22 protein-coding genes are annotated in these 22,668 nt (G+C 65.1%); 21 read left to right on the top strand and 1 reads right to left on the bottom strand.

The window, feature by feature from the left end; genetic code table 11:
* The first annotated feature begins 3 nt into the window (after nt 1-3).
* Genes ACOCMH_RS16205 through ACOCMH_RS16195 form a run of 3 tightly spaced genes read left to right on the top strand, consistent with a single transcriptional unit; the run spans nt 4 to nt 3,654 of the window.
* Complete coding sequence (locus tag ACOCMH_RS16205; protein ID WP_171516246.1) at nt 4-1,056, top strand: branched-chain amino acid ABC transporter permease; 1,053 nt, start codon at nt 4-6, stop codon at nt 1,054-1,056.
* Nucleotides 1,057-1,059: 3 nt separating this feature from the next.
* Nucleotides 1,060-2,901 (top strand): ABC transporter permease subunit, encoded by a 1,842-nt coding sequence (locus ACOCMH_RS16200; protein ID WP_427311912.1) that lies wholly within the window; start codon nt 1,060-1,062, stop codon nt 2,899-2,901.
* Nucleotides 2,902-2,910: 9 nt separating this feature from the next.
* Nucleotides 2,911-3,654, top strand: coding sequence for an ABC transporter ATP-binding protein (locus tag ACOCMH_RS16195; protein ID WP_427311910.1), 744 nt, complete (start codon nt 2,911-2,913; stop codon nt 3,652-3,654).
* Nucleotides 3,655-3,914: 260 nt separating this feature from the next.
* Here ACOCMH_RS16195 and ACOCMH_RS16190 read toward each other — a convergent pair whose 3' ends face one another.
* On the bottom strand, nt 3,915-4,850 hold the full coding sequence (locus tag ACOCMH_RS16190; RefSeq protein ID WP_427313305.1) for a LysR substrate-binding domain-containing protein: 936 nt from the start codon (nt 4,848-4,850) through the stop codon (nt 3,915-3,917).
* A gap of 157 nt (nt 4,851-5,007) precedes the next feature.
* Between ACOCMH_RS16190 and ACOCMH_RS16185 the strand changes: the two genes are divergently transcribed.
* The 18 genes from ACOCMH_RS16185 (at nt 5,008) to hemE (ending at nt 22,644) form a co-directional block, all read left to right on the top strand.
* On the top strand, nt 5,008-6,003 hold the full coding sequence (locus ACOCMH_RS16185) for a Bug family tripartite tricarboxylate transporter substrate binding protein (RefSeq protein WP_427311908.1): 996 nt from the start codon (nt 5,008-5,010) through the stop codon (nt 6,001-6,003).
* 3 nt (nt 6,004-6,006) lie between these two features.
* On the top strand, nt 6,007-6,879 hold the full coding sequence (locus ACOCMH_RS16180; RefSeq protein ID WP_427311906.1) for an N-formylglutamate amidohydrolase: 873 nt from the start codon (nt 6,007-6,009) through the stop codon (nt 6,877-6,879).
* Between the two features lie 211 nt (nt 6,880-7,090).
* A complete protein-coding gene (mnmG, locus tag ACOCMH_RS16175; RefSeq protein WP_427311904.1) occupies nt 7,091-9,049 on the top strand; it encodes a tRNA uridine-5-carboxymethylaminomethyl(34) synthesis enzyme MnmG in 1,959 nt (652 codons plus the stop codon).
* Entirely contained in the window at nt 9,050-9,772 is a 723-nt protein-coding gene (gene rsmG / locus ACOCMH_RS16170) for a 16S rRNA (guanine(527)-N(7))-methyltransferase RsmG (RefSeq protein WP_427311902.1), read from the top strand.
* A gap of 85 nt (nt 9,773-9,857) precedes the next feature.
* Nucleotides 9,858-10,631 carry a ParA family protein gene (locus ACOCMH_RS16165; RefSeq protein WP_171516238.1) on the top strand — a complete coding sequence of 258 codons (774 nt, stop codon included), beginning with the start codon at nt 9,858-9,860 and terminating at the stop codon, nt 10,629-10,631.
* A 16-nt stretch (nt 10,632-10,647) separates the two neighbouring features.
* On the top strand, nt 10,648-11,550 hold the full coding sequence (locus ACOCMH_RS16160; RefSeq protein WP_427311900.1) for a ParB/RepB/Spo0J family partition protein: 903 nt from the start codon (nt 10,648-10,650) through the stop codon (nt 11,548-11,550).
* Between the two features lie 316 nt (nt 11,551-11,866).
* Nucleotides 11,867-12,373, top strand: a complete 507-nt coding sequence (locus ACOCMH_RS16155; RefSeq protein WP_427311898.1) for an ATP synthase subunit I — start codon at nt 11,867-11,869, stop codon at nt 12,371-12,373.
* 243 nt (nt 12,374-12,616) lie between these two features.
* Complete coding sequence (atpB, locus tag ACOCMH_RS16150; RefSeq protein ID WP_427311896.1) at nt 12,617-13,483, top strand: F0F1 ATP synthase subunit A; 867 nt, start codon at nt 12,617-12,619, stop codon at nt 13,481-13,483.
* A 71-nt stretch (nt 13,484-13,554) separates the two neighbouring features.
* Nucleotides 13,555-13,821, top strand: coding sequence for a F0F1 ATP synthase subunit C (atpE, locus tag ACOCMH_RS16145; RefSeq protein ID WP_013958389.1), 267 nt, complete (start codon nt 13,555-13,557; stop codon nt 13,819-13,821).
* Between the two features lie 99 nt (nt 13,822-13,920).
* Complete coding sequence (locus ACOCMH_RS16140; RefSeq protein WP_427311894.1) at nt 13,921-14,391, top strand: F0F1 ATP synthase subunit B; 471 nt, start codon at nt 13,921-13,923, stop codon at nt 14,389-14,391.
* A 2-nt stretch (nt 14,392-14,393) separates the two neighbouring features.
* Nucleotides 14,394-14,939 (top strand): F0F1 ATP synthase subunit delta, encoded by a 546-nt coding sequence (locus ACOCMH_RS16135; RefSeq protein WP_427311892.1) that lies wholly within the window; start codon nt 14,394-14,396, stop codon nt 14,937-14,939.
* 38 nt (nt 14,940-14,977) lie between these two features.
* Complete coding sequence (gene atpA, locus ACOCMH_RS16130; RefSeq protein ID WP_427311891.1) at nt 14,978-16,519, top strand: F0F1 ATP synthase subunit alpha; 1,542 nt, start codon at nt 14,978-14,980, stop codon at nt 16,517-16,519.
* A 74-nt stretch (nt 16,520-16,593) separates the two neighbouring features.
* Nucleotides 16,594-17,469: a F0F1 ATP synthase subunit gamma gene (gene atpG / locus ACOCMH_RS16125; protein WP_427311889.1), complete on the top strand. Its 876-nt coding sequence runs from the start codon at nt 16,594-16,596 to the stop codon at nt 17,467-17,469.
* Nucleotides 17,470-17,502: 33 nt separating this feature from the next.
* Nucleotides 17,503-18,906: a F0F1 ATP synthase subunit beta gene (atpD, locus tag ACOCMH_RS16120; RefSeq protein WP_171516231.1), complete on the top strand. Its 1,404-nt coding sequence runs from the start codon at nt 17,503-17,505 to the stop codon at nt 18,904-18,906.
* Nucleotides 18,907-19,002: 96 nt separating this feature from the next.
* Nucleotides 19,003-19,419: a F0F1 ATP synthase subunit epsilon gene (locus ACOCMH_RS16115; protein ID WP_010811262.1), complete on the top strand. Its 417-nt coding sequence runs from the start codon at nt 19,003-19,005 to the stop codon at nt 19,417-19,419.
* 714 nt (nt 19,420-20,133) lie between these two features.
* Nucleotides 20,134-20,574, top strand: coding sequence for a CoA-binding protein (locus tag ACOCMH_RS16110; protein WP_427311887.1), 441 nt, complete (start codon nt 20,134-20,136; stop codon nt 20,572-20,574).
* 77 nt (nt 20,575-20,651) lie between these two features.
* The gene (locus ACOCMH_RS16105) at nt 20,652-21,500 is read left to right on the top strand and encodes an alpha/beta hydrolase (protein ID WP_427311886.1); all 849 of its coding nucleotides are present in this window, start codon (nt 20,652-20,654) and stop codon (nt 21,498-21,500) included.
* A 52-nt stretch (nt 21,501-21,552) separates the two neighbouring features.
* On the top strand, nt 21,553-22,644 hold the full coding sequence (hemE, locus tag ACOCMH_RS16100) for a uroporphyrinogen decarboxylase (protein WP_427311884.1): 1,092 nt from the start codon (nt 21,553-21,555) through the stop codon (nt 22,642-22,644).
* Nucleotides 22,645-22,668: the final 24 nt, after the last annotated feature.

The following is a 22,668-nucleotide window of genomic DNA, read 5'->3' as shown; positions in this document are numbered from 1 at the left end:
ACAATGGACCTATCTATCGCCGCCATCCTGGCGCAGGACGGCATCACCTCGGGCGCGATCTACGCGTTGCTGGCACTGGCGCTGGTACTGGTGTTCTCGGTGACCCGCGTCATCTTCATCCCGCAAGGGGAGTTTGTTGCCTATGGCGCGTTGACGCTGGCGGCGATGCAGGCCGGCCATGCACCGCAGACCAGCTGGCTGCTGCTGGCGATGGGCGTGCTGACCTTTCTCTATGAGACGGTGACCGTGCTGCGCAGCGCGGAACTGCGGCGCACGCTGGGCCAGCGGCTGGCGGTGCTGGCCGGCAAGTACCTGGTGTTTCCGCTCGCGGTGCACTGGGTGACACAGCAATACGGCGCGCAGCCGCTGCCGATGCTGGCGCAAGTCGCATTGACGCTGCTGATCATCATTCCGCTGGGGCCGATGCTGTACCGGCTGGCCTACCAGCCGCTGGCCGAAGCCAGCACGCTGGTGCTGCTGATTGTCTCGGTGGGCGTGCACTTTGCGCTGGTGGGGCTGGGTCTGGTGATGTTCGGCGCCGAGGGCTCGCGCACCAATGCCTTTTCGGATGCGCGCTTCGAGGTCGGCGCGCTCAGCATCTCGGGACAGAGCCTGTGGGTGGTGGCGGTGTCGGCCCTGCTGATCGGTGCGCTGTACTTTTATTTTGAACGCACGCTGCAGGGCAAGGCACTGCGCGCGACCGCGGTGAACCGGCTGGGCGCGCGCCTGGTCGGCATCGGCACCACCCAGGCGGGGCGCCTGTCGTTCACGCTGGCGGCGGCGATGGGGGCGCTGTGCGGCATCCTGATCGCGCCGCTGACCACGGTGTACTACGAGTCGGGCTTCCTGGTAGGCCTGAAGGGCTTTGTCGGCGCCATCGTCGGCGGGCTGGTGAGCTACCCGGTGGCGGCGCTGGGTGCGCTGCTGGTGGGGCTGCTGGAATCGTATTCGTCCTTCTGGGCCAGCGCGTTCAAGGAGGTCATCGTCTTCACACTGATCATTCCGGTGCTGCTGTGGCGCTCGCTGACGAGCAAGCATGTCGAGGAGGAGGAATAAGCCATGACCATGCTGACCGACAAGCAGGCGCGCGTGGCCGGCGCCGAGGCCGGCGGCCGCGCACGGCTGAACCGCAACCGGCTGCTGGTGCTGGCCTTCATGGTGGTGCTGGCGCTGCTGCCAGTGCTGCCGACGCCGGAGTTCTGGATCACGCTGGGCAACTACATCGGGCTGTACAGCATCGTCGCGATCGGGCTGGTGCTGCTTACCGGCGTGGGCGGCATGACGTCCTTCGGGCAGGCGGCGTTCGTGGGGCTGGGGGCGTACAGCACCGCCTACCTGACCACGCAGTTCGGGCTGTCGCCGTGGTTCGGGCTGCTGGTGGGGCTGGTGATCACGATGGCGTCGGCCTATGTGATCGGGCTGATCACGATGCGCATGTCGGGGCACTACCTGCCGCTGGCGACCATCGCGTGGGGCCTGTCGCTGTTCTTCCTGTTCGGCAACCTGGAGTTCCTGGGCAAGTATGACGGGCTGAACGGCATCCCGGTGCTGTCGTTCTTCGGCATCGAGCTGCAGTCCGGTCGCGCGATGTTCTACCTGATCTGGGCGGTAGTGCTGCTGGCGGTGCTGGCGATGCAGAACCTGCTGAACTCGCGCCCGGGGCGTGCCATCCGCGCGCTCAAGGGCGGCGGCGTGATGGCCGAGGCCATGGGCGTGAACACGGCGTGGATGAAGGTGGTGATCTTCGTGGTCGCGGCGATCCTGGCGTGCGTGTCGGGCTTCCTGTACGCGCACCTGCAGCGCGCGGTGAACCCGACGCCGTTCGGCCTGAACTACGGCATCGAATACCTGTTCATGGCGGTGGTCGGCGGGGTCGGGCACGTGTGGGGCGCAGTCTTGGGTGCGGGCATCCTGACCATCCTGAAGGACGTGCTGCAGGGCGTGCTGCCCAGGCTGCTCGGCGCCAACGGCAACTTCGAGATCATCGTCTTCGGCGTGCTGCTGGTGCTGCTGCTGCAGTATGCGCGCGATGGCATCTGGCCGTTCCTGCGCCGCCTGGTGCCGTCCGGGCCGCCGGTGCTGGCGCCGCGGCAGGCCGCTGGGCTGGCGGTGCGCCAGAAGCCCGAAGCGGGCGAGCTGATCCTGGACGTGCGCGCCGCTCGCAAGCAGTTCGGCGGGCTGGTCGCGGTAAACGATGTCAGCTTCCAGGTGCGGGCCGGAGAAATCATCGGCCTGATCGGCCCCAATGGCGCGGGCAAGTCCACGACGTTCAACCTGGTGACCGGCGTGCTGCCGGTTTCGGGCGGCGAAGTGCGCTACCGCGGGGAAGTGATCTCGGGCCTGCCGTCGCGCGAGATCGTCAAGCGCGGCATCGGCCGCACCTTCCAGCACGTGCACCTGCTGCCGACCATGACGGTGCTGGAGAACGTGGCCATCGGCGCGCACCTGCGCGGCGACTTCCGCGCGCAGGGCGGCGTCTGCGCCGCGATCCTGCGCATGAACAAGGTCGAGGAAGAGAAGCTGCTGTTCGAAGCGAAGCGGCAGCTGGAGCGCGTCGGCCTGGCCGACTGCATGTACATGGAAGCCGGCAGCCTCGCGCTGGGGCAGCAGCGCATCCTGGAAATTGCGCGCGCGCTGTGCTGCGACCCGGCGCTGCTGCTGCTCGACGAGCCGGCCGCTGGCCTGCGCTACAAGGAAAAGCAGGCGCTGGCCGAACTGCTGCGCAAGCTGCGCGGCGAAGGCATGAGCGTGCTGCTGGTCGAGCACGACATGGATTTCGTGATGAACCTGACCGACCGGCTGGTGGTGATGGAATTCGGGTCGCGCATCGCCGAGGGCGTGCCCGAGGAGGTGCAGAAGAACCCGGCGGTGCTGGAAGCCTACCTCGGCGGCGTGGAGTAAGGACCTGACATGAGCCTGATTCTGGAAGTGAAGGACCTCCACGTGCGCTACGGCAAAGTGGAAGCGGTGCACGGCGCCAACCTGAAGGTGGAGGCCGGCCGCATCGTCACCGTGATCGGCCCGAACGGCGCCGGCAAGTCGACCATGCTCAATGCGATCATGGGTGCGCTGCCGGTAACCGGGTCGTCCAGCGGCGCGGTCAGCTACCTGGGCCACGACATGGCCGGCATCCCGGTCGAAGGGCGGGTCGCGCGCGGCATGTGCCTGGTGCCGGAAAAGCGCGAGCTGTTCGCGTCGATGACGGTCGAGGACAACCTGCAGCTGGGCGCCTTCCGCCGCAAGCGCGCCGGCGAGAAGAACTACCTGGACCAGATGGATGTGGTCTACGACCTGTTCCCGCGCTTGCGCGAGCGTGCGCGCCAGGACGCCGGCACGCTCTCCGGCGGCGAGCGCCAGATGCTGGCGGTGGGCCGCGCGCTGATGGCCAAGCCGCAGTTGCTGATGCTGGACGAGCCCAGCCTTGGCCTGGCCCCGCTGATCGTCAAGGAGATCTTCCACATCATCAGCAATCTGCGCCAGACTGGCGTGGCCACCCTGCTGATCGAGCAGAACGCACGCGCCGCGCTGCAGGTAGCGGATTACGGCTATGTGATCGAGACTGGCGACATGGCCATGGAAGGGCCGGCCGATGAGTTGGCGGCAAACCCGAAGGTGATCGAAACCTATCTTGGCTTGGCAAAAAAGGCGGCGTAGATAACCCAGCTTTCGCTAGAGGAATGAGGGCCCGTGCAGACGGGCCCTTTGTTATTGGTGGTGTGAATAACTTTGGGGATAACCTGATTTTCGGGGCCTTTAACCCCTGGCGGTACGCGCAGCTACTCTAGGCAAGTCTATTTATTCGTTCTATGAATTTGACTTGGGTGGCGGTGGCAAACATCATCTACCATATGGATGATGCGAGTCACGTTAATTCGCAGGATGAATTAAATCGAACGCGCTGCCATTGCGAAATTTCATCCAATGAATAAGGTGGCATTTTCTCTGGCAGTATCCTCGGCCGCCGTTTCCAGTAGCCACGCGCGGAAGCAATTCAGCGCGCCATGCTCGCGCCGCTCCTTCGGCGCACAGAGAAAATAGCCGCGTTGCAGCGTAATCGGCAGGTCAAACGGCGCCGCCACGCGTCCGGCCGCAATTTCCTCGCGCACCAGGCAGCGCTGCAGCACGGCCACGCCCATGTCCGCGCGCACAGCCTGGATCAGGATCGAGACCTGGTCGAACGCTGTGGATAACCGGGGCGCAGCGTTGGGTACGCCGGCTGCCTGCAGCCAGTTTTGCCAGTTCGCCGGGGCGGTGGTGTGGTAGAGCAGGGGCTCGTCCAGCAGCTCTGCGGGAGACTGCCAGCGGCCGGCCTCGCGCCGGGCGCGGGCGCGGTCGGGGTGGCAGACCGGCACCATTTCGCGGCCGACCACGTAGTCCACTTGCAGGCCGGGCCATTTGCCGGCTTCGCCAGCCAGGATGGCGGCATCAGGAGAGGGACCGGACAAGTCTTCGTCGCGCTGGTAGGGGACGAAGTCGAGCCGGATTTCCGGATGGCGGCGGTGGAAATCCGGCAGGCGCGGCACCAGCCAGACGCTGGCGAGCGTGGGCACCACGGACAGGGTCAGATGGTGCCGGCGGTCGCCGGCGCGCAAGGTGGCGCTGGCGTGTTCGATGGCGGCGAGCGGTTCGGCCACGGCATCGAGCAATTTGCGGCCGGCGTCGGTGAGCCCCAGCCGGTGGGCGTTGCGCTGCAGCAGCGGCTGGCCGAAATGCGCTTCAAGCCGGGCGATGGCGCGGCTGATCGCGCCCTGCGTCACGCACAGTTCTTCCGCCGCGCGGGTAAAGCTGCCCAGCCGTGCCGCGGTGGCAAAGGCATGCAACTCGGACATCGAAGGGGAATGCAGCCGCATGGAGGACGCAGGGGAGGGCGCAAGGAAGGTCATCTCCCGCAAGCCCGGCGCAAGGATGATCTTTGGTAATGCAAAGGTGCAATATAGTCGTTTGCGCACAGCCGGTAAACGGCTGACACTCGCCCGGTTCATGCACAACACCAACAGGAGAAGCCCCATGATCCGAGCCCGGATGTCCCGCCGCCAGCTGCTGCTGACTGGCACCGCCGCGACCGCCACGCTGGTCTTTGCCGGCAGCGCGCTGGCGCAGGCCAACTATCCGACCCGCCCAATCCGGCTGATCGTGCCATTTGCCGCGGGCGGGTCCACCGACTTGTCGGCGCGCCTGGTGGCCGAGTTTGCCGGCCGCGAGCTGGGCCAGTCGATCGTCGTGGAAAACAAGGGCGGCGCCGGCGGCTCGCTGGGCATGGAGCAAGTCGCCAATGCCGCGCCGGATGGTTACACCATCGGCATGGCCACGGTCAGCACGCATGGCTCCAATCCGGCCGTGTACCCCAAGCTCAAGTACGACCCGATCAAGGACTTTGCCCCGGTCACCAACGTAGTGGCGATCCCCAGCGTGTTCGCGGTCCATCCGAGCGTGCCGGCCAAGACCATGCAAGAGTTCATCGCGCTCGCCAAGGCCAACCCCGGCAAGTACAGCTTCGCCTCGCCGGGTGCGGGCTCTCTCGGCCACGTCAACATCGAGAACTTCATGATGCTGGCCAAGATCGACCTGCTGCACGTGCCCTACAAGGGTGCCGGGCTGGCGCTGAACGACGCCGTGGCAGGGCAGGTGAACGCGATTACCGACAACCTGTCCTCGACGCTGCCGCACGTGAAGGCCGGGCGGCTGCGTGCGCTGGCGGTGTTGGGCGCGGCCCGCTCCGCGCAGCTCCCCAACGTGCCGACCTACGCCGAACTGGGCTTCAAGGATATGGGGGAGGGCGGCTGGTTCGGTATCGTCGCGCCCGCCAATACGCCGCCCGCCATCGTCAGCAGGCTGAACCAGGCCATCCACAAGGCCATGCAGAACCCCGAGTTCAAGCGCAAGGTGGAAGAGTCCGGTGGCACCCTGGTGCCGACCACGCCGGAACAGTTCAAGGCCCAGATCCAGCAGGCCATGGCCCGTTACGCTCGCGTGGCCAAGGCTGCCGAAATCAAGCTGGACTGAGGCATGGCGGAAACAACCAACCAGGCCGCGGCGCTGGCGCCGGTGATCGTGCGCTTGCCGGAAGGGGAGGCCCTGCCGCTGGTGTGCGATTCGCCGCACAGCGGTACCGCCTACCCGGCGGATTTTGGCGCCGCGGTTCCCGCCGCGCGGCTGCGCGGAGGCGAGGATACGCATGTGGACGCGCTGTGGCAGGCCGTGCCCGCGGCTGGCGGCACACTGCTGGCGGCGACCTTCCCCCGCGTCTATATCGACCCGAACCGGATGGCAGACGACATCGACCCGGCCCAGCTCGACGGTGCCTGGCCGACCGCGCTGGCACCGGGGCCGAAGACGCAGCTGGGCTACGGTCTGATCTGGAGCCGGATCGATGCGGCCACGCCAATCTACGACCGCCGGCTGTCGGTCGCGGAAGTACAGGCCCGTATCGACCGCTACTATCGGCCGTACCATGCGGCGCTGGCCGAGGCCGTGGAGGGCGCTTACGCCCGCTTTGGCGCGGTCTGGCACCTCAACCTGCACTCCATGCCCAACAACGCCTACGAGCGCCTGAAGATCGCCAGCGCGCACCCGCTGGCGGACTTTGTGCTGGGCGATCGCGATGGCACTACCTGTGAGCCAGGGCTAGTGGACCTGGTCGAGCGGGAATTGCGCGGCATGGGTTACACCGTTGCGCGCAACGACCCTTACAAAGGCGTGCAGTTGATCGCGCAGATCGGGCGGCCGGCCGAGCGGCGCAACAGTCTGCAGATCGAGATCCGGCGCCCGCTGTATATGGATGAGATTTCTCGCGAGCGCAATCTGGGTTTTGCTTCACTGCAGCGTGACCTCGGCAAGCTGACAGAGCGACTGGCGGCTTATATCCGTTCACAAGTCTGAGCCGCTTGTTCCACGTGAAACACTGGCCGGGCCCTTGCGCCCGGCCTTTTTGTTTCACGTGAAACACAACGTCGCTTCCAGGCGACTGACGGCGTAGCGTAAAAGCCATGTTTCACGTGAAACATGGTGTCGGCCGGAAAGCGACAACTCGAATGCCGCTATAATTTCGCATTCCCGTATTTTCCCGCCAGCCTCCCGGAGGAGGTGTCCCATGCTTTACCCGAAAGAATTCGATGTCATCGTCGTCGGCGGTGGCCATGCCGGCACTGAAGCCGCCCTTGCTGCGGCCCGCATGGGCTGCCAGACGCTGCTGCTGACCCACAACATCGAGACGCTTGGGCAGATGAGCTGCAATCCGTCAATCGGCGGCATCGGCAAGGGGCATCTGGTCAAGGAGGTGGACGCCATGGGCGGCGCCATGGCCGCGGCCACTGACGAGGCCGGCATCCAGTTCCGCATCCTGAATTCCAGCAAGGGTCCGGCGGTGCGTGCCACGCGCGCACAGGCGGACCGGGTGTTGTACCGCAAGGCGATCCGCACCCGGCTGGAAAACCAGCCGAACCTGATGTTGTTCCAGCAAGCCGTGGACGACCTGATGGTGGAGGGCGACCGCGTTGTCGGCGCCATGACCCAGGTGGGCATCGCCTTCCGCGCGCGTGCCGTCGTGCTGACTGCCGGTACCTTCCTGGACGGCAAGATCCACGTCGGGCTGGACAACTACACCGGCGGCCGCGCCGGCGATCCCGCCGCGGTATCGCTGTCGGCGCGCCTGAAGGACCTGCAGTTGCCGCAAGGCCGCCTGAAGACGGGCACGCCGCCGCGTATCGACGGGCGCACCATCGATTTTTCGGTGATGGAAGAGCAGCCTGGCGACCTCGATCCCGTGCCGGTCTTCTCGTTCCTGGGGCGGCCCGAACAGCATCCGCAGCAACTACCGTGCTGGATCACCCACACCAACAGCCGTACCCACGACATCATCCGCGGCGGGCTGGACCGCTCGCCGATGTACACCGGCGTGATCGAAGGGGTAGGGCCGCGTTACTGCCCCAGTATCGAGGACAAGATCCATCGCTTTGCCAGCAAGGAGAGCCATCAGATCTTCCTGGAGCCGGAAGGCCTGACCACCAACGAGTTCTATCCCAACGGGATCTCGACCAGCCTGCCGTTCGATGTGCAACTGGAGCTGGTGCATTCGATCCGTGGCCTGGAGAACGCACATATCCTGCGTCCCGGATACGCAATCGAGTACGACTACTTCGATCCCCGCGGACTGAAGGCGTCGCTGGAAAGCAAGGCGATCCGGGGCCTGTTCTTTGCCGGCCAGATCAACGGCACGACCGGTTACGAAGAAGCCGCGGCGCAGGGCCTGCTGGCCGGCATCAACGCCGGTTGCCATGTCCGTGAGCGCGATCCGTGGACGCCGCGTCGTGACCAGGCATACCTGGGAGTGCTGGTCGACGACCTGATCACACGTGGCGTGACCGAGCCGTACCGCATGTTCACCAGCCGCGCGGAATTCCGCCTGAGCTTGCGGGAAGACAACGCCGACATGCGGCTGACCGAGGTCGGCCGTGAACTGGGCGTGGTCGATGACGCGCGCTGGAACGCCTTCAACCGCAAGCGTGACGCTGTTTCACGTGAAACAGAACGCCTGAAAAGCACATGGGTGAACCCGGGGATGCTGCCGGCCGAAGAAGCGGTGCCGCTGCTGGGCAAACCAATCGAGCGCGAGTACAGCCTGGCCGACCTGCTGCGTCGCCCGGAAGTCCGCTACGAAGCGCTGATGGCACTGCAGGGCGGTCGCCATGCGCCTGACGCACCGTTGGATGCTGAGCCGATGCTGGCAGCGCAGATCCGCGAACAGATCGAGATCGGCATCAAGTACCACGGCTATATCGCCCGCCAGGCGGCCGAAGTCGACAAGCTGGAAGCCAACGAGTCGACACGCCTGCCGGAAGGGCTGGATTACACCGAAGTGCGCGGGCTCGGTTTCGAGGTCAGCCAGAAGCTGAACCAGCATCGTCCGGAAACGCTGGGCCAGGCATCGCGCATCTCGGGCGTGACACCGGCCGCGGTCTCGCTGCTGCTGGTGCACCTGAAGAAGAAGGGGCTGGGTCGTGGCCGCGCAGAGTCCGGGGCATCGTCCGGCAACGCTGAAGAGGCTGCCTGAGTGCCCGGTCCGCGACATACCACGACCGACGACGCCACGCAGCGTCGTCGCCTCGAAGCGGGTCTGGCCGAGATCAGGCTGGCGTTGGCACCGGCCCAGGTCGACACGCTGTTCGCATACCTGGCCCTGCTGCGCAAATGGAATGGCGTCTACAACCTGACTGCGATCCGGCATCCAGACGAGATGCTCACGCATCACATGTTGGATTCGCTTACTGCGGTGCCGGCGTTGGCGGAAGCCGCCCGTGCTGCCGAAGTTGAGCTGCCGGCGCGGGGCAGGGTCCTCGACGTGGGCTCCGGCGGCGGCATGCCAGGCCTGCCGCTGGCCATCGCCTGTCCGGATGTGTCGGTCCTGATGGTCGACATTGTGCAGAAGAAGACGGCCTTCCTCACGCAGTGCCGCGCGCAGCTGGGGTTGTCGAATGCCGCCGCGCATTGGGGGCCGGTGGAGAAGCTGGACGATGCCAGCGGCTTTGCCGTGATTACCTCGCGCGCATTTGCCGAATTGACGGATTTCGTGAACCTGTCGGGCCAGTTGCTCGCGCCGCGCGGCAAGCTGATCGCGATGAAGGGCGTGTATCCGCGGGCCGAGCTGGACCGCATGGAAGCCGCCGGGCTGATGGCGCAATGGCAGGTCGACGCCGTGCCGCGGCTGACCGTGCCCGGCCTGGAGGCGGAGCGCCACCTGGTGGTGCTGTCGCGCCGCGCGGGCGCCCCCGCATGACCTACGCCGCGGCGCCGCGCCAGCGCGCCGCGAACTGCCAGCCACGTGCTGGCCGGATGAATTGAAGCAGGAGCCGCAGGAGCTTATGGCCAAGGTATTTGTGATCGCAAACCAGAAGGGCGGGGTAGGCAAGACCACCACCACGGTGAACCTTGCCGCTGGCCTGGCGGCGCAGGGCCAGCGCGTGCTGCTGGTCGACCTGGACCCGCAGGGCAATGCCTCGATGGGCTCCGGCATCGACAAGCAGGCGCTGGAAACCAGCGTGTACCAGGTGCTGGTTGGCTTGGCCGGCATCCCCCAAGCGCGCCAGCGCTCCGAAACCGGAAAGTACGACGTGCTGCCGGCCAATCGCGAACTGGCCGGTGCCGAAGTGGAACTGGTCGAGCTGGACCAGCGCGAACGCCGGCTGCGCCAGGCCATCGCGGAGGTCGAAGGCGACTATGACTTCGTGCTGATCGACTGCCCGCCGTCGCTGTCGCTGCTGACGCTGAACGGGTTGTGCGCGGCGCACGGCGTGATCGTGCCGATGCAATGCGAGTACTTTGCGCTGGAAGGGCTGTCGGACCTGGTCAACACCATCAAGCAGGTGCACGCCAACCTGAACCGCGACCTGCAGGTGATCGGGCTGCTGCGCGTGATGTTCGATCCGCGCGTGACGCTGCAGCAGCAGGTCTCGGCGCAACTGGAATCGCACTTTGGTGAAAAGGTCTTCAAGACCCTGATCCCGCGCAATGTGCGGTTGGCCGAGGCACCGTCCTATGGCATGCCGGGCGTGGCGTTCGATCCGTCATCGAAGGGCGCCAAGGCGTACCTGGACTTCGGCGCCGAGATGATCGCGCGGGTCCGGCAGCTGGGCTGAAGGAGAGGGCAAGAGCATGAGCACTGCAAAGAAGAAGGGCCTGGGCCGCGGCCTGGAAGCGCTGTTGGGCGGCCCCGCGGAAATCGTCGAATCGGCGAGGCAGGAGGGGGCGCCCACCGTGCTGAACCTGAACCAGCTGCAGCCGGGCAAGTACCAGCCGCGCACCCGCATGGATGAGGGCGCGCTGCAGGAGCTGGCCGCCAGCATCCGGGCCCAGGGCCTGATGCAGCCGATCCTGGTGCGGCGCGTGGCCGAGCCCGACCGCTACGAGATCATTGCCGGCGAGCGGCGCTTCCGCGCTTCCAGGCTGGCCGGGCTGGACAAGGTGCCGGTGCTGGTCAAGGAGGTGGCCGACGAAGCCGCGGCCGCGATGGCGCTGATCGAGAACATCCAGCGCGAAGACCTGAATCCGCTGGAAGAAGCGCAGGGCATCATGCGGCTGATCCGCGAGTTCAACTTCACGCATGAGCAGGCGGCCGAGTCGGTGGGCCGCTCGCGCAGCGCGGTGTCGAACCTGCTGCGCCTGCTGAACCTGGCCGCGCCGGTGCAAACCATGCTGATGGCCGGAGACCTCGACATGGGCCACGCGCGCGCGCTGCTCGCCGTGGACGGCGCCAACCAGATCACGCTGGCCAACCAGATCGTCAACAAGCGGCTTTCCGTGCGCGAGACCGAGAAGCTGGTGGCGTCGACGCTCAAGCCGTTCGACCTGAAGTCGCTCAAGCAGAAGGGCGGCAACAATGTGCGCGACGTGGCGCGGCTGGAAGAGGAGTTGTCGGACGCACTGGGGCTGGCGGTGCAAATCAAGCTGGGTGCGCGCGGCAAGGGCCAGCTTACGATTCACTTCAGCAACAACGATGCGCTCGAAGGCGTGCTGACGCGGCTGCGCGAATCGCGCGAAGGCCAGCAGGCCGCCTGATTTACTGCGCGATTAACGGCCATTGCTGCGCGACTGTTGCGCGCATGCAGCACTGGCCATGCGGATCGCCGGTATACGGTGCGCCCAGCCAGTAATCCCCCATCATGTGCAGGGTTCACCGCGCAATCCAATTACGTCCTACATCATTGCCGCGCAATTTTTGCTCAGCCATCCTGCAATCGTGATGGCAACCGTTGTGCGCAACGCGCTGCAAGGTAAATGTAAGCAGATTGACGCGAATCAGTAGTTCCCCTTAAAATCGTGCGGTTTGAATTCTGGTCGGGCCGAAAAGTTCCGGCCCAGATAAGGCAGGCAGGTGGTGGTTCGAGACCGTCAGCAACGAGGCGCCGGGTCCCGTCAGGAAGATGACTGGGACGACTGGAAAGAAGGCGCAGACCGTGAGGAAGAAGCTGTCGATCCGCTGTCGCATGCCGAAGCGGTGACGCTGTTTGGCGAGCGCGCGCTGCGTCCTTCGCGCATGACCCCGGGCAAGGTTGTCCTGGCGCAGGTGGCGGTTTCCCTGCTGTCGGCATTGTGCTGGGCGCTGTTTGCGCAAGAGCCGGCGCCATATGGATGGTCGGCGCTGTTCGGTGGCATGGTGTGCTTCGTGCCGAGCGGGCTCTTCGCCTTGCGCCTGTGGCTGGCGCGCGACCGGGCCTCGGTAGGCGGGCTGGTGCTGGGCGAGGCGATCAAGGTCTTTGCCACGGTGGCGCTGCTGGTGCTGGTGGTGGTGCTGTACCGGGATCTGCGCTGGGTGCCGATGCTGGTCACGTTCCTGCTGGCGCTGAAGACATACTGGGTAGTGGCCCTGGCGCTGCGCTAGGGCGGCTGCTCGAAAATGGTGCTTCCGCCGCAGGTGGTGGCACCGAAACGGAATATCAAGAGTTTTCCGTGGCGGATGCAGCGGGTTTCATGGCGCTGACTCCGGACACGGTCAAGGTTGAACCCCGCTTGCATTGCGGTGACCGGCGAATCCGCCGAAGGCAATGCAAGACGCGTACCGGGCGCTTGCCAGACCGTGGCGGCGCGCGGCCCGAAGATTTCGCAATATACCGTTCGTATCGACATGTCTGATGCTACCCAAAGCGCCGAACACGCGCTGACACCCTCCGGCTATATCGCCGAACACTTGCAGAACTTGAACTCGGTCGGCGGCACGCAAGCGTCGGTGGTCGATTTCTCCGTGCTCAACTACGACACGGTGTTCTGGTCCGTGCTGTGCGGCGCCATCGCCGTGCTGTTCCTGTACGCTGCCGCGCGCCGCGTCACCGCCGGCGTGCCGGGCCGGTTCCAGGCTTTCGTCGAGATGATCGTCGAGATGGTCGACGACCAGGCCAAGGGCATCATCCACGGCGACCGCTCGTGGATCGCCCCGCTGGCGCTGATGGTGTTCTGCTGGATCACCATGATGAACGCGATCGACTTGATTCCCGTGGACTGGGTCACCGGCCTGAACAACCTGCTGGGCATCTTCCACATCCATCTGCCGCACCACCGCGCAGTGGCCACGGCTGACCTGAACGGCACGCTGGGCATGTCGTGCTCGGTGCTGGTGCTGATGATCTACTACAGCTTCAAGATCAAGGGCGCGGGCGGCTTCATGCACGAGCTGTTCTCCGCACCGTTCGGCCCGAAGTGGTATCTGGCCCCGTTCAACCTGGTCCTGAACATCATTGAATTCCTGGCCAAGGCCGTGTCGCTGGGCATGCGGTTGTTCGGCAACATGTACGCCGGCGAACTGGTGTTCCTGCTGATCGCGCTGCTCGGTTCGATCTGGACGTTCAGCGCCGACCTGTCCGCGCTGGGTTTTGTCGGTCACGTGGTGGCCGGTACCGTATGGGCGATCTTCCACATCCTGATCGTGCTGCTCCAGGCTTTCATTTTCATGATGCTGACGCTGGTGTACATCGGCCAGGCTCACGATCACCACTGATCACTGCAGATTTTAGGTTTTTGGTTTTTTGGTTTTTTGGTTCTAAGTCTCTCTAAATTAAAGGAGTCATCATGCAAGCATTTCTCGCCAACATCCAGGGTCTGACCGCCATCGGTATCGGCATCATCATCGGCCTGGGCGCTATCGGCGCCTGCCTGGGTATCGCTCTGATGGGCGGCAAGTACATCGAAGCCTGCGCACGTCAGCCCGAGCTGATGAACCCGCTGCAAACCAAGATGTTCTTGCTGGCTGGCCTGATCGACGCGGCATTCCTGATCGGCGTGGGTGTTGCAATGCTGTTCGCCTTCGCCAACCCGCTGCTGGCTGTCATCAAGTAATTCTTTTCGGTCTGCATGATGCTGACGGGCGGCGCGGGCCACTTAGCCTGGCCGCCCTTGCGCATTTATCTGTAGTTTGATTACCGAAAGGAACACACCATGAATCTGAACGCAACGTTTTTTGCGCAGATGGTCGTGTTCTTCATCCTGTGGTGGGTTGTTGCCAAATTCATTTGGCCGCCGCTGGTGAAGGCGCTCGACGAACGCGCAAAGAAGATCGCCGATGGCCTCGCCGCTGCCGAGAAGGGCAAGGCCGAGCTCGAACTCGCCAACAAGCGTGTGGACCAGGCCATGGCCGAAGCCCGCACCGAAGGCGCTCAACGTGTCGCTGACGCCGAAAAGCGCGCCCAGCTGACGGCCGACGAGATCAAGCAGAACGCCCAGGCAGAAGCCGCACGCATCATTGCCCAGGCCAAGGCCGAAGCCGAACAGCAGGTTACCCGCGCGCGCGAAGCACTGCGCGACCAGGTTGCCGTGCTGGCCGTCAAGGGTGCCGAGCAGATCCTCAAGCGTGAAGTGAACGCGCAGGTCCACAACGACCTGCTCAATCAACTCAAGGCTGAGCTCTAATCATGGCTGAAACCGCAACCATTGCCCGTCCCTACGCTGAGGCGCTGTTCCGCGTCGCCAGTGAATCGAGCGCAGGCAACCTGGGTGCATGGTCCGAGCTGGTGTCGGAAATGGGGCAGGTTGCCGCCAATCCCGACATGAAGGCGGTCGCCGACGATCCGAACGTTCCCGGCGACAAGCTGGCTGAACTGTTCCTGTCGGTGCTGAAGTCCCCGGTCAACGACGAGGCGCGCCGCTTCGTGCAGCTGCTGGTGGACAACGGCCGCCTGACGGTGATGCCCGACATCGCCGAACAGTTCCATGCGCTCAAGAACGCCCGCGAAGGGTCGTCCGACGTGGAAATCACCAGCGCTTTCCCGCTGGAAGATGGCCAGCTGAACGACCTCGTCGCCGCACTCGAACGCAAGTTCGGCCGCAAGCTGTACGCGCAGGTGGCGGTGGACCCGTCCCTGATCGGCGGCGTCAGCGTCAAGGTTGGCGACGAAGTGCTCGACACCTCCGTGCGTGCGCGCCTGGCAGCCATGCAAACCGCGCTGACCGCCGCCTGAGCGGCCGTCCGGCGGATTGAAGAATTAGGAGCATTGTGATGCAACTGAACCCCTCAGAAATCAGCGAGCTGATCAAGACCCGCATCTCGGGTCTTGGCGCCGAAGCTGAAGTGCGCAACACCGGCACGGTGATTTCCGTGACCGACGGTATCTGCCGCGTGCATGGCCTGTCTGGCGTGATGCAGGGCGAGATGCTGGAATTCCCCGGCAACACCTTCGGCCTCGCGCTGAACCTCGAGCGCGACTCGGTCGGCGCCGTGGTGCTGGGTGATTACGAACACATTTCCGAAGGCGACACGGTCAAGTGCACCGGCCGCATTCTGGAAGTGCCGGTGGGCAAGGAACTGCTGGGCCGCGTGGTCAACACGCTGGGCCAGCCGATCGACGGCAAGGGCCCGATCAACGCCAAGGAAACGGACGTGATCGAGAAGGTGGCCCCGGGCGTGATCGCGCGTCAGTCGGTGAGCCAGCCGGTGCAGACCGGCCTGAAGTCGATCGACGCGATGGTGCCGATCGGCCGTGGCCAGCGCGAGCTGATCATCGGCGACCGCCAGACCGGCAAGACCGCCGTCGCCGTCGATGCCATCATCAACCAGAAGGGCAAGGGCGTCTTCTGCGTTTACGTGGCAATCGGCCAGAAGGCTTCGACCATCGCCAACGTGGTGCGCAAGCTGGAAGAACACGGCGCGATGGAATACACCGTCGTCGTGGCCGCCGCCGCTTCGGATTCGGCCGCCATGCAGTACCTGGCCGCCTACGCCGGCTGCACCATGGGCGAGTACTTCCGCGATCGCGGCGAAGACGCGCTGATCGTCTATGACGACCTGACCAAGCAAGCCTGGGCCTATCGCCAGGTGTCGCTGCTGCTGCGCCGCCCGCCGGGCCGCGAAGCCTACCCGGGCGACGTGTTCTATCTGCACTCGCGCCTGCTCGAGCGTGCTGCCCGCGTGAACGCCGACTACGTCGAGAAGTTCACCAACGGCGCCGTCAAGGGCAAGACCGGTTCGCTGACCGCGCTGCCGGTGATCGAAACGCAGGCCGGCGACGTGTCCGCGTTCGTGCCGACCAACGTGATCTCGATCACGGACGGCCAGATCTTCCTGGAAACCGACCTGTTCAACGCCGGTATCCGCCCCGCCATCAACGCCGGTATCTCGGTGTCGCGCGTCGGTGGTGCTGCGCAGACCAAGGTGGTGAAGAACCTGTCCGGCGGTATCCGTACCGACCTGGCCCAGTACCGTGAACTGGCTGCGTTCGCGCAGTTCGCCTCGGACCTGGACGATGCCACCCGCAAGCAGCTGGAGCGCGGCCGCCGCGTGACCGAACTGCTCAAGCAGCCGCAATACCAGCCGCTGCAAGTGTGGCAGCTGGCCGCGTCGCTGTTCGCCGCCAACAACGGCTTCCTCGACAACGTGGAAGTGAAGGACATTCTGCCGTTCGAGAAGGGCCTGCACGACCATCTGAAGACCAAGTACGCCGACCTCATCAACCGCATCGAAGAGACCAAGCAGCTCTCGAAGGAAGATGAGCCCGCCCTGCGTGCTGCTGTCGAGGATTTCAAGAAGTCCGCCGCGTTCTAACCGCGTAATTCCACGACACCGCCGCCGCGCCTGGCTCACGCCGGCGCGGCGATGGTTCGGATGGAGAGGAAGATATGGCCGGAACGAAAGAAATTCGAACCAAGATCAAGAGCGTGCAGAACACGCGCAAGATCACCAAGGCGATGGAGATGGTCGCCGCATCCAAGATGCGCAAGGCGCAGGAGCGGATGCGCAGCGCCCGTCCTTACGCCGAGAAGGTGCGCAACATTGCGGCGCACCTGGCTACGGCCAACCCCGAGTTCAAGCACCCGTTCATGCAGGAGCGCGACGTCAAGCGCGTGGGCATGATCGTGGTCACGACCGACAAGGGGCTGTGCGGCGGCCTGAACACGAACGTGTTGCGCTCGGTGACCAATGAGCTGAAGGCCCTGCAAGGCCGTGGCGTGGAAGTGCAAGCCACCGCCATCGGTACCAAGGGCATGCAGTTCCTGGGCCGTATCGGCGCCAAGGTGGTTTCGCACGTGGTGCACCTCGGTGACACCCCGCATCTGGAAAAGCTGATCGGCGCGATCAAGGTCCAGCTCGACGCCTTCACCAATGGTGAGGTCGACGCGGTGTACGTGGCGTACACCAAGTTCATCAACACGATGAAGCAGGAACCGATGGTTGAGCAGCTGCTGCCGCTCGCCGCCGACAAGCTGTCGCAGACCGACGAAGAGAAGCGCGCCTACTCGTGGGACTACATCTACGAGCCTGACGCCCAGACCGTCGTGGAAGAGCTGCTGGTCCGCTACGTCGAGGCGCTGGTGTACCAGGCCGTGGCCGAAAACATGGCGTCCGAGCAATCGGCGCGCATGGTGGCCATGAAGGCTGCGTCCGACAACGCCAAGAACGTGATCGGCGAACTGCAACTGGTCTACAACAAGACCCGTCAGGCCGCGATTACCAAGGAACTGTCGGAAATCGTCAGCGGTGCAGCTGCGGTCTAAGGCGTCACGAATTCAAGCTATCGGAGATACGAAATGAGTATCGGAAATATTGTGCAGTGTATTGGCGCCGTGGTGGACATCGAGTTCCCCCGCGACGCAATGCCGAAGGTGTACGACGCGCTCGTGCTGCAAGACAGCGACGAAGGCTCGTTCGCCGAGAAGGGCCTGACTTTTGAAGTCCAGCAACAGCTCGGTGACGGCGTGGTGCGTACCATTGCCCTGGGCTCGTCGGACGGTCTGCGCCGCGGCATGGCAGTGAAGGGCACCGGCGCCCCGATTTCGGTGCCGGTCGGCCACGGCACCCTGGGCCGCATCATGGACGTGCTGGGTCGCCCGATCGACGAAGCCGGCCCGATCGCCTCGGACGAGTTGCGCGCGATTCACCAGAAGGCACCGAAGTTCGACGAACTGTCGCCTTCGGTTGACCTGCTCGAAACCGGCATCAAGGTGATCGACCTGGTCTGCCCGTTCGCCAAGGGCGGCAAGGTTGGCCTGTTCGGTGGTGCTGGCGTGGGCAAGACCGTCAACATGATGGAGCTCATCAACAACATCGCCAAGCAGCACAGCGGTCTGTCGGTGTTTGCCGGCGTGGGCGAGCGTACCCGTGAAGGGAACGACTTCTACCACGAAATGAAGGACTCGAACGTGCTCGACAAGGTGGCCATGGTGTTCGGCCAGATGAACGAGCCGCCGGGCAACCGTCTGCGCGTGGCGCTGACCGGCCTGACCATGGCCGAGCGCTTCCGTGACGAAGGCCGTGACATCCTGTTCTTCGTCGACAACATCTACCGCTACACGCTGGCCGGTACCGAAGTGTCGGCACTGCTGGGCCGTATGCCTTCCGCCGTGGGCTACCAGCCGACGCTGGCTGAAGAAATGGGCAAGCTGCAGGAGCGCATCACGTCGACCAAGACCGGCTCGATTACGTCGATCCAGGCCGTGTACGTGCCTGCCGATGACTTGACCGACCCGTCGCCGGCTACGACCTTCCTGCACCTGGACTCGACCGTGGTGCTGTCGCGTGACATCGCCGCGCTGGGTATCTACCCCGCCGTCGATCCGCTCGACTCGACCTCGCGCCAGCTGGATCCGCAAGTCGTCGGCACGGAACACTACGAAGTGGCCCGCCGCGTGCAGCAGACCCTGCAGCGCTACAAGGAACTGCGCGACATCATCGCGATTCTGGGCATGGACGAACTGTCGCCGGAAGACAAGCTGGCCGTGAACCGCGCTCGCAAGATCCAGCGTTTCCTGTCGCAGCCGTTCCACGTGGCCGAAGTGTTCACGGGTTCGCCGGGCAAGTACGTGCCGCTGAAGGAAACCATCCGCGGCTTCAAGATGCTGGTCGACGGCGAGTGCGATCACCTGCCCGAGCAGGCGTTCTACATGGTCGGCTCGATCGACGAAGCCTTCGAGAAGGCCAAGAAGCTCCAGTAAGCCTTGCTTGCCGTTCCCGCGCGAGCGGGAGCGAAGGCGGATCCGGTTTGGTCCGGGTCCGCCGTGTGAGCGAAGCGATTGGAGAAAGGATCAGATATGGCAACCATTCTTGTAGACGTCGTCAGCGCGGAAGCGTCGATCTTCTCCGGCCAGGCGAAGTTCGTGGCGCTGCCGGGCGAGTCGGGTGAGCTGGGCATCCTGCCCGGCCACACGCCGCTGATCACGCGCATCCAGCCGGGTGCGGTGCGCATCGAGAAAGAAGACGGCAGCGAAGAGTTCGTGTTCGTTGCCGGCGGCATTCTCGAAGTGCAGCCCAAGCACGTCACCGTGCTGGCCGACACCGCAATCCGCGGTGGCGACCTGGACGAAGCCAAGGCCCAGGAAGCCAAGCGCGCCGCCGAGGAGCTGATGCAGAACCAGAGCAGCGACCTCGACCTGGCCCGTGCCCAGAGCGAACTGGCCGTGGCCGCCGCACAGCTGGCAGCCATTGCCCGTCTGCGTCGGAAGAAGTAAGGATCAGGCAGGGCTGTCGCATTGTTGTTTTTTCGATGCGACATTTAAAAAAGGCAGCCGCGAGGCTGCCTTTTTTGTGGGCGGGGCGATATGCTTTTGTCGCGCCTGGACAAAAAAAAGCGCGCGGGCCGGGGAGGCTCCGCGCGGACGGGAAAATCCCTTCGAGGGGTCAATTCGAAGGAACGGGTTCGGTCCAGGTCGACAAGCAAGGCGCAACGGATATTCAAATATCCGCCCACAGGCCGCAAAGGCCACGCGCTGCAACGGTCTGCCTGGTGCTCCGGTCCAGCAAGCTTCAGGCTGGATCGGAAAATCGGGTTACTGCCGGAAAACGCTACAAAAAGGCTTTCTTCAGCACGCCCCCTTAGTCTGCACTGCCATTTTCATCGGGGCGCCACGCCCGCACAGCGGGTGTGTCAATGCATTGTGGGGGAAACTCCCTGGCATGGCAGTAACAAAATGTATCGTTTTGAAAGAAGTTGAAAGCCGGAGCGCTTCAAATCCGGCGTGAACGGCATATTTTCGCGCGTTCGCATCACATCTTGCGTGCCCAGGTGTAGCGGGATTATCTTTTTATCGATGGATTTCGTGTTCGTTTCCGCACCAAATCCTGCGTGACAATTGCGGTTACGATTCACCAGGCGCTGGCTTGCCTGGTTGGGTCGTGGCGCCCCGCCGCCACCTATCCTCACACGTCCACAACTCGGAGATGTCATGGCGCCTGAGATGCAGCAAGCCATACCAGCCATGCTGGGCATGAAGACCGTCGCCGTGGTCGGCCTGTCCGACCGTCCTGAGCGGCCCAGCCATGAGGTGGCTGAATTCCTGCAAGGCCACGGCTTCCGCATTGTGCCGGTCAATCCACGCCATGCCGGCGAACGCATCCTCGGCGAGACCTGCCACGCTACGCTGCGCCAGGCCGCCGATGCTGCGGCGGCGGCCGGTGCCCCGATCGAGTGGGTCGATATCTTCCGCCGTGCCGAGGAAACCCCGGGAGTGGTCGACGAGGCCATCGCCATTGGCGCACGCGGGGTCTGGCTCCAGCTTGGCATCGTCAACGACCAGGCCGTGCGCCACGCCATCCGTGCGGGGCTGCTCGCGGTGCAGGACTGTTGCAGCAAGGTCGAACTGACGCGCCAGCTTGGCGCGGGCTGATCCCCGGCGTTTCCGTTTCCTCTGCCCTCCCGATTTACCCAAACTGCCGCCGACCATGGCCATCGATCCCCAACTGCTTGCCTATTACCGCCGCCTCGCTGCGGCCCGATCCGGACGGCGTGGTCGTGCAGCAGCTCGCTGTGGCGCTGGACGGCCGCACGCTCGTGGCGCAGCTGTTCCGCCCGCCCGGCGTGGCCACGCCGCGGCTGATGGTGTACTTCCACGGCGGCGGCTGGGTGGTCGGCTCGACCAGGACGCACCATACCGTCGCGGCCTTGCTTGCGGCGGATACCGGCTGCGCCGTGGCGAGCGTCGATTACCGCCTGGCGCCGGAACATGCCTTCCCGGCGCCTTGCGACGATGCCGCCGAAGCCGTGCTCTGGCTGGCCGGACAGCGCCAGGCGCTGGGACTGGCGCCGGATTTCCTGGCGGTGGCCGGCGACAGCGCCGGGGGCCACCTCGCCGCGCAGGCCGCGCAGCAACTCAATGCCGGCCATGCGGTGCGGGTCGATGCCCAGCTGCTGATCTATCCGGTCGCGGCGCCGGTGCTCAGCACCGAAAGCTATCGCGCCTTCGCCGACGGCCCCGGCCTCACGCGTGACGAGATGGCCTGGTTCTGGACCCAGTACATCGGCGCCGAGGCGCTGGCGCTGGGCGCTGCCCACCGCGATCCGCGCGTGCACCTGATGGCTGCACCGCCGGTGCGTCCGCCGGCCACCGTGCTGATGGTGGCCGCGCACGATGTGCTGCGCGACGACGGCCTGGCCTACGCCGACTTCCTGGTGCGCCACGACGCCCCGGTCATCACCATCGAGGCCGGCGGCATGACCCACGGCTTCGCGCGGCTGCAGCCCGAGGCCGAACGGGCGCGGGAATGGATGCGCCGCGCGGCGTCGGCGTTCGCCGGGATGATCGACGACGTCTGAGCGGCATCCGCGCGTGGCCATCCCTTAGAATGGCGGTCTTACGAGGATGACCATGACCGCACTGCAGAACGATACCTTCCTGCGCGCGCTGCGCCGCCAGCCGACCGAATACACGCCGCTGTGGCTGATGCGCCAGGCCGGCCGCTACCTGCCCGAGTACAACGCCACGCGCGCGCGCGCCGGCAGCTTCCTCGGGCTGGCCAAGAACCCGGCCTACGCCACCGAAGTGACACTGCAGCCGCTGGACCGCTATCCGCTGGACGCGGCGATTCTGTTCTCGGACATCCTCACGGTGCCGGATGCAATGGGCCTGGGCCTGTCGTTCGCGCAGGGCGAAGGCCCGCGCTTCGCGCATCCGCTGCGCACCGAGGCCGACGTGCAGAAGCTGGCCGTGCCCGACATGGCGTCGCTGCAGTACGTGTTCGACGCCGTGCGCGAGATCCGCCGCGCGCTGGTGCAGGACGGCCGCCAGCGCGTGCCGCTGATCGGCTTCTCGGGCAGCCCGTGGACCCTGGCCTGCTACATGGTCGAGGGCGGCGGCTCGGACGATTTCCGCACGGTCAAGGCGATGATGTACGGCCGCCCCGACCTGATGCACCGCATCCTCGACATCAATGCGCAGGCGGTCACGGCGTACCTGAACGCGCAGATCGAGGCGGGAGCGCAGGCGGTGATGATTTTCGACACCTGGGGTGGCGCGCTGGCCGACGGCATGTACCAGGCGTTCTCGCTGGCGTATATGCGCCGCGTGCTGGCCGGTCTGAAACGCGAGCACGCCGGGCAGCAAGTGCCGGCGATCGTCTTCACCAAGGGCGGTGGCCTGTGGCTGGAAGCGCTGGCCGACACCGGCGCCGATGCCATCGGGCTGGACTGGACCGTCAACCTGGCCGAGGCGCGCCGGCGTACCGGCGGCCGCGTGGCGCTGCAGGGCAATATCGATCCGACCGTCCTGTTTGCGCCCGAGGCCGCCATCCGCGAGCAGGTGCGTGGCGTACTGGACAGCTATGCGGCCGGCGGCGGCAGCGACGGCCACGTGTTCAACCTCGGCCACGGGATTTCGCAGTTCACGCCGCCCGAGGCCGTATCCGTGCTGGTCGACGAAGTACACCGGCACAGCCGCCAACTGCGCGCGGCAGGGAAGTGACGGCCGCGGTATGCCCGCAACCAC

The organism is Cupriavidus sp. H39 (assembly GCF_050271075.1).
In the GTDB taxonomy this organism is placed as follows: domain Bacteria; phylum Pseudomonadota; class Gammaproteobacteria; order Burkholderiales; family Burkholderiaceae; genus Cupriavidus; species Cupriavidus necator_B.
The sequence above is the reverse complement of the archived record's forward strand: the minus strand, read 5'-3'. Positions and strand labels throughout refer to the sequence as shown.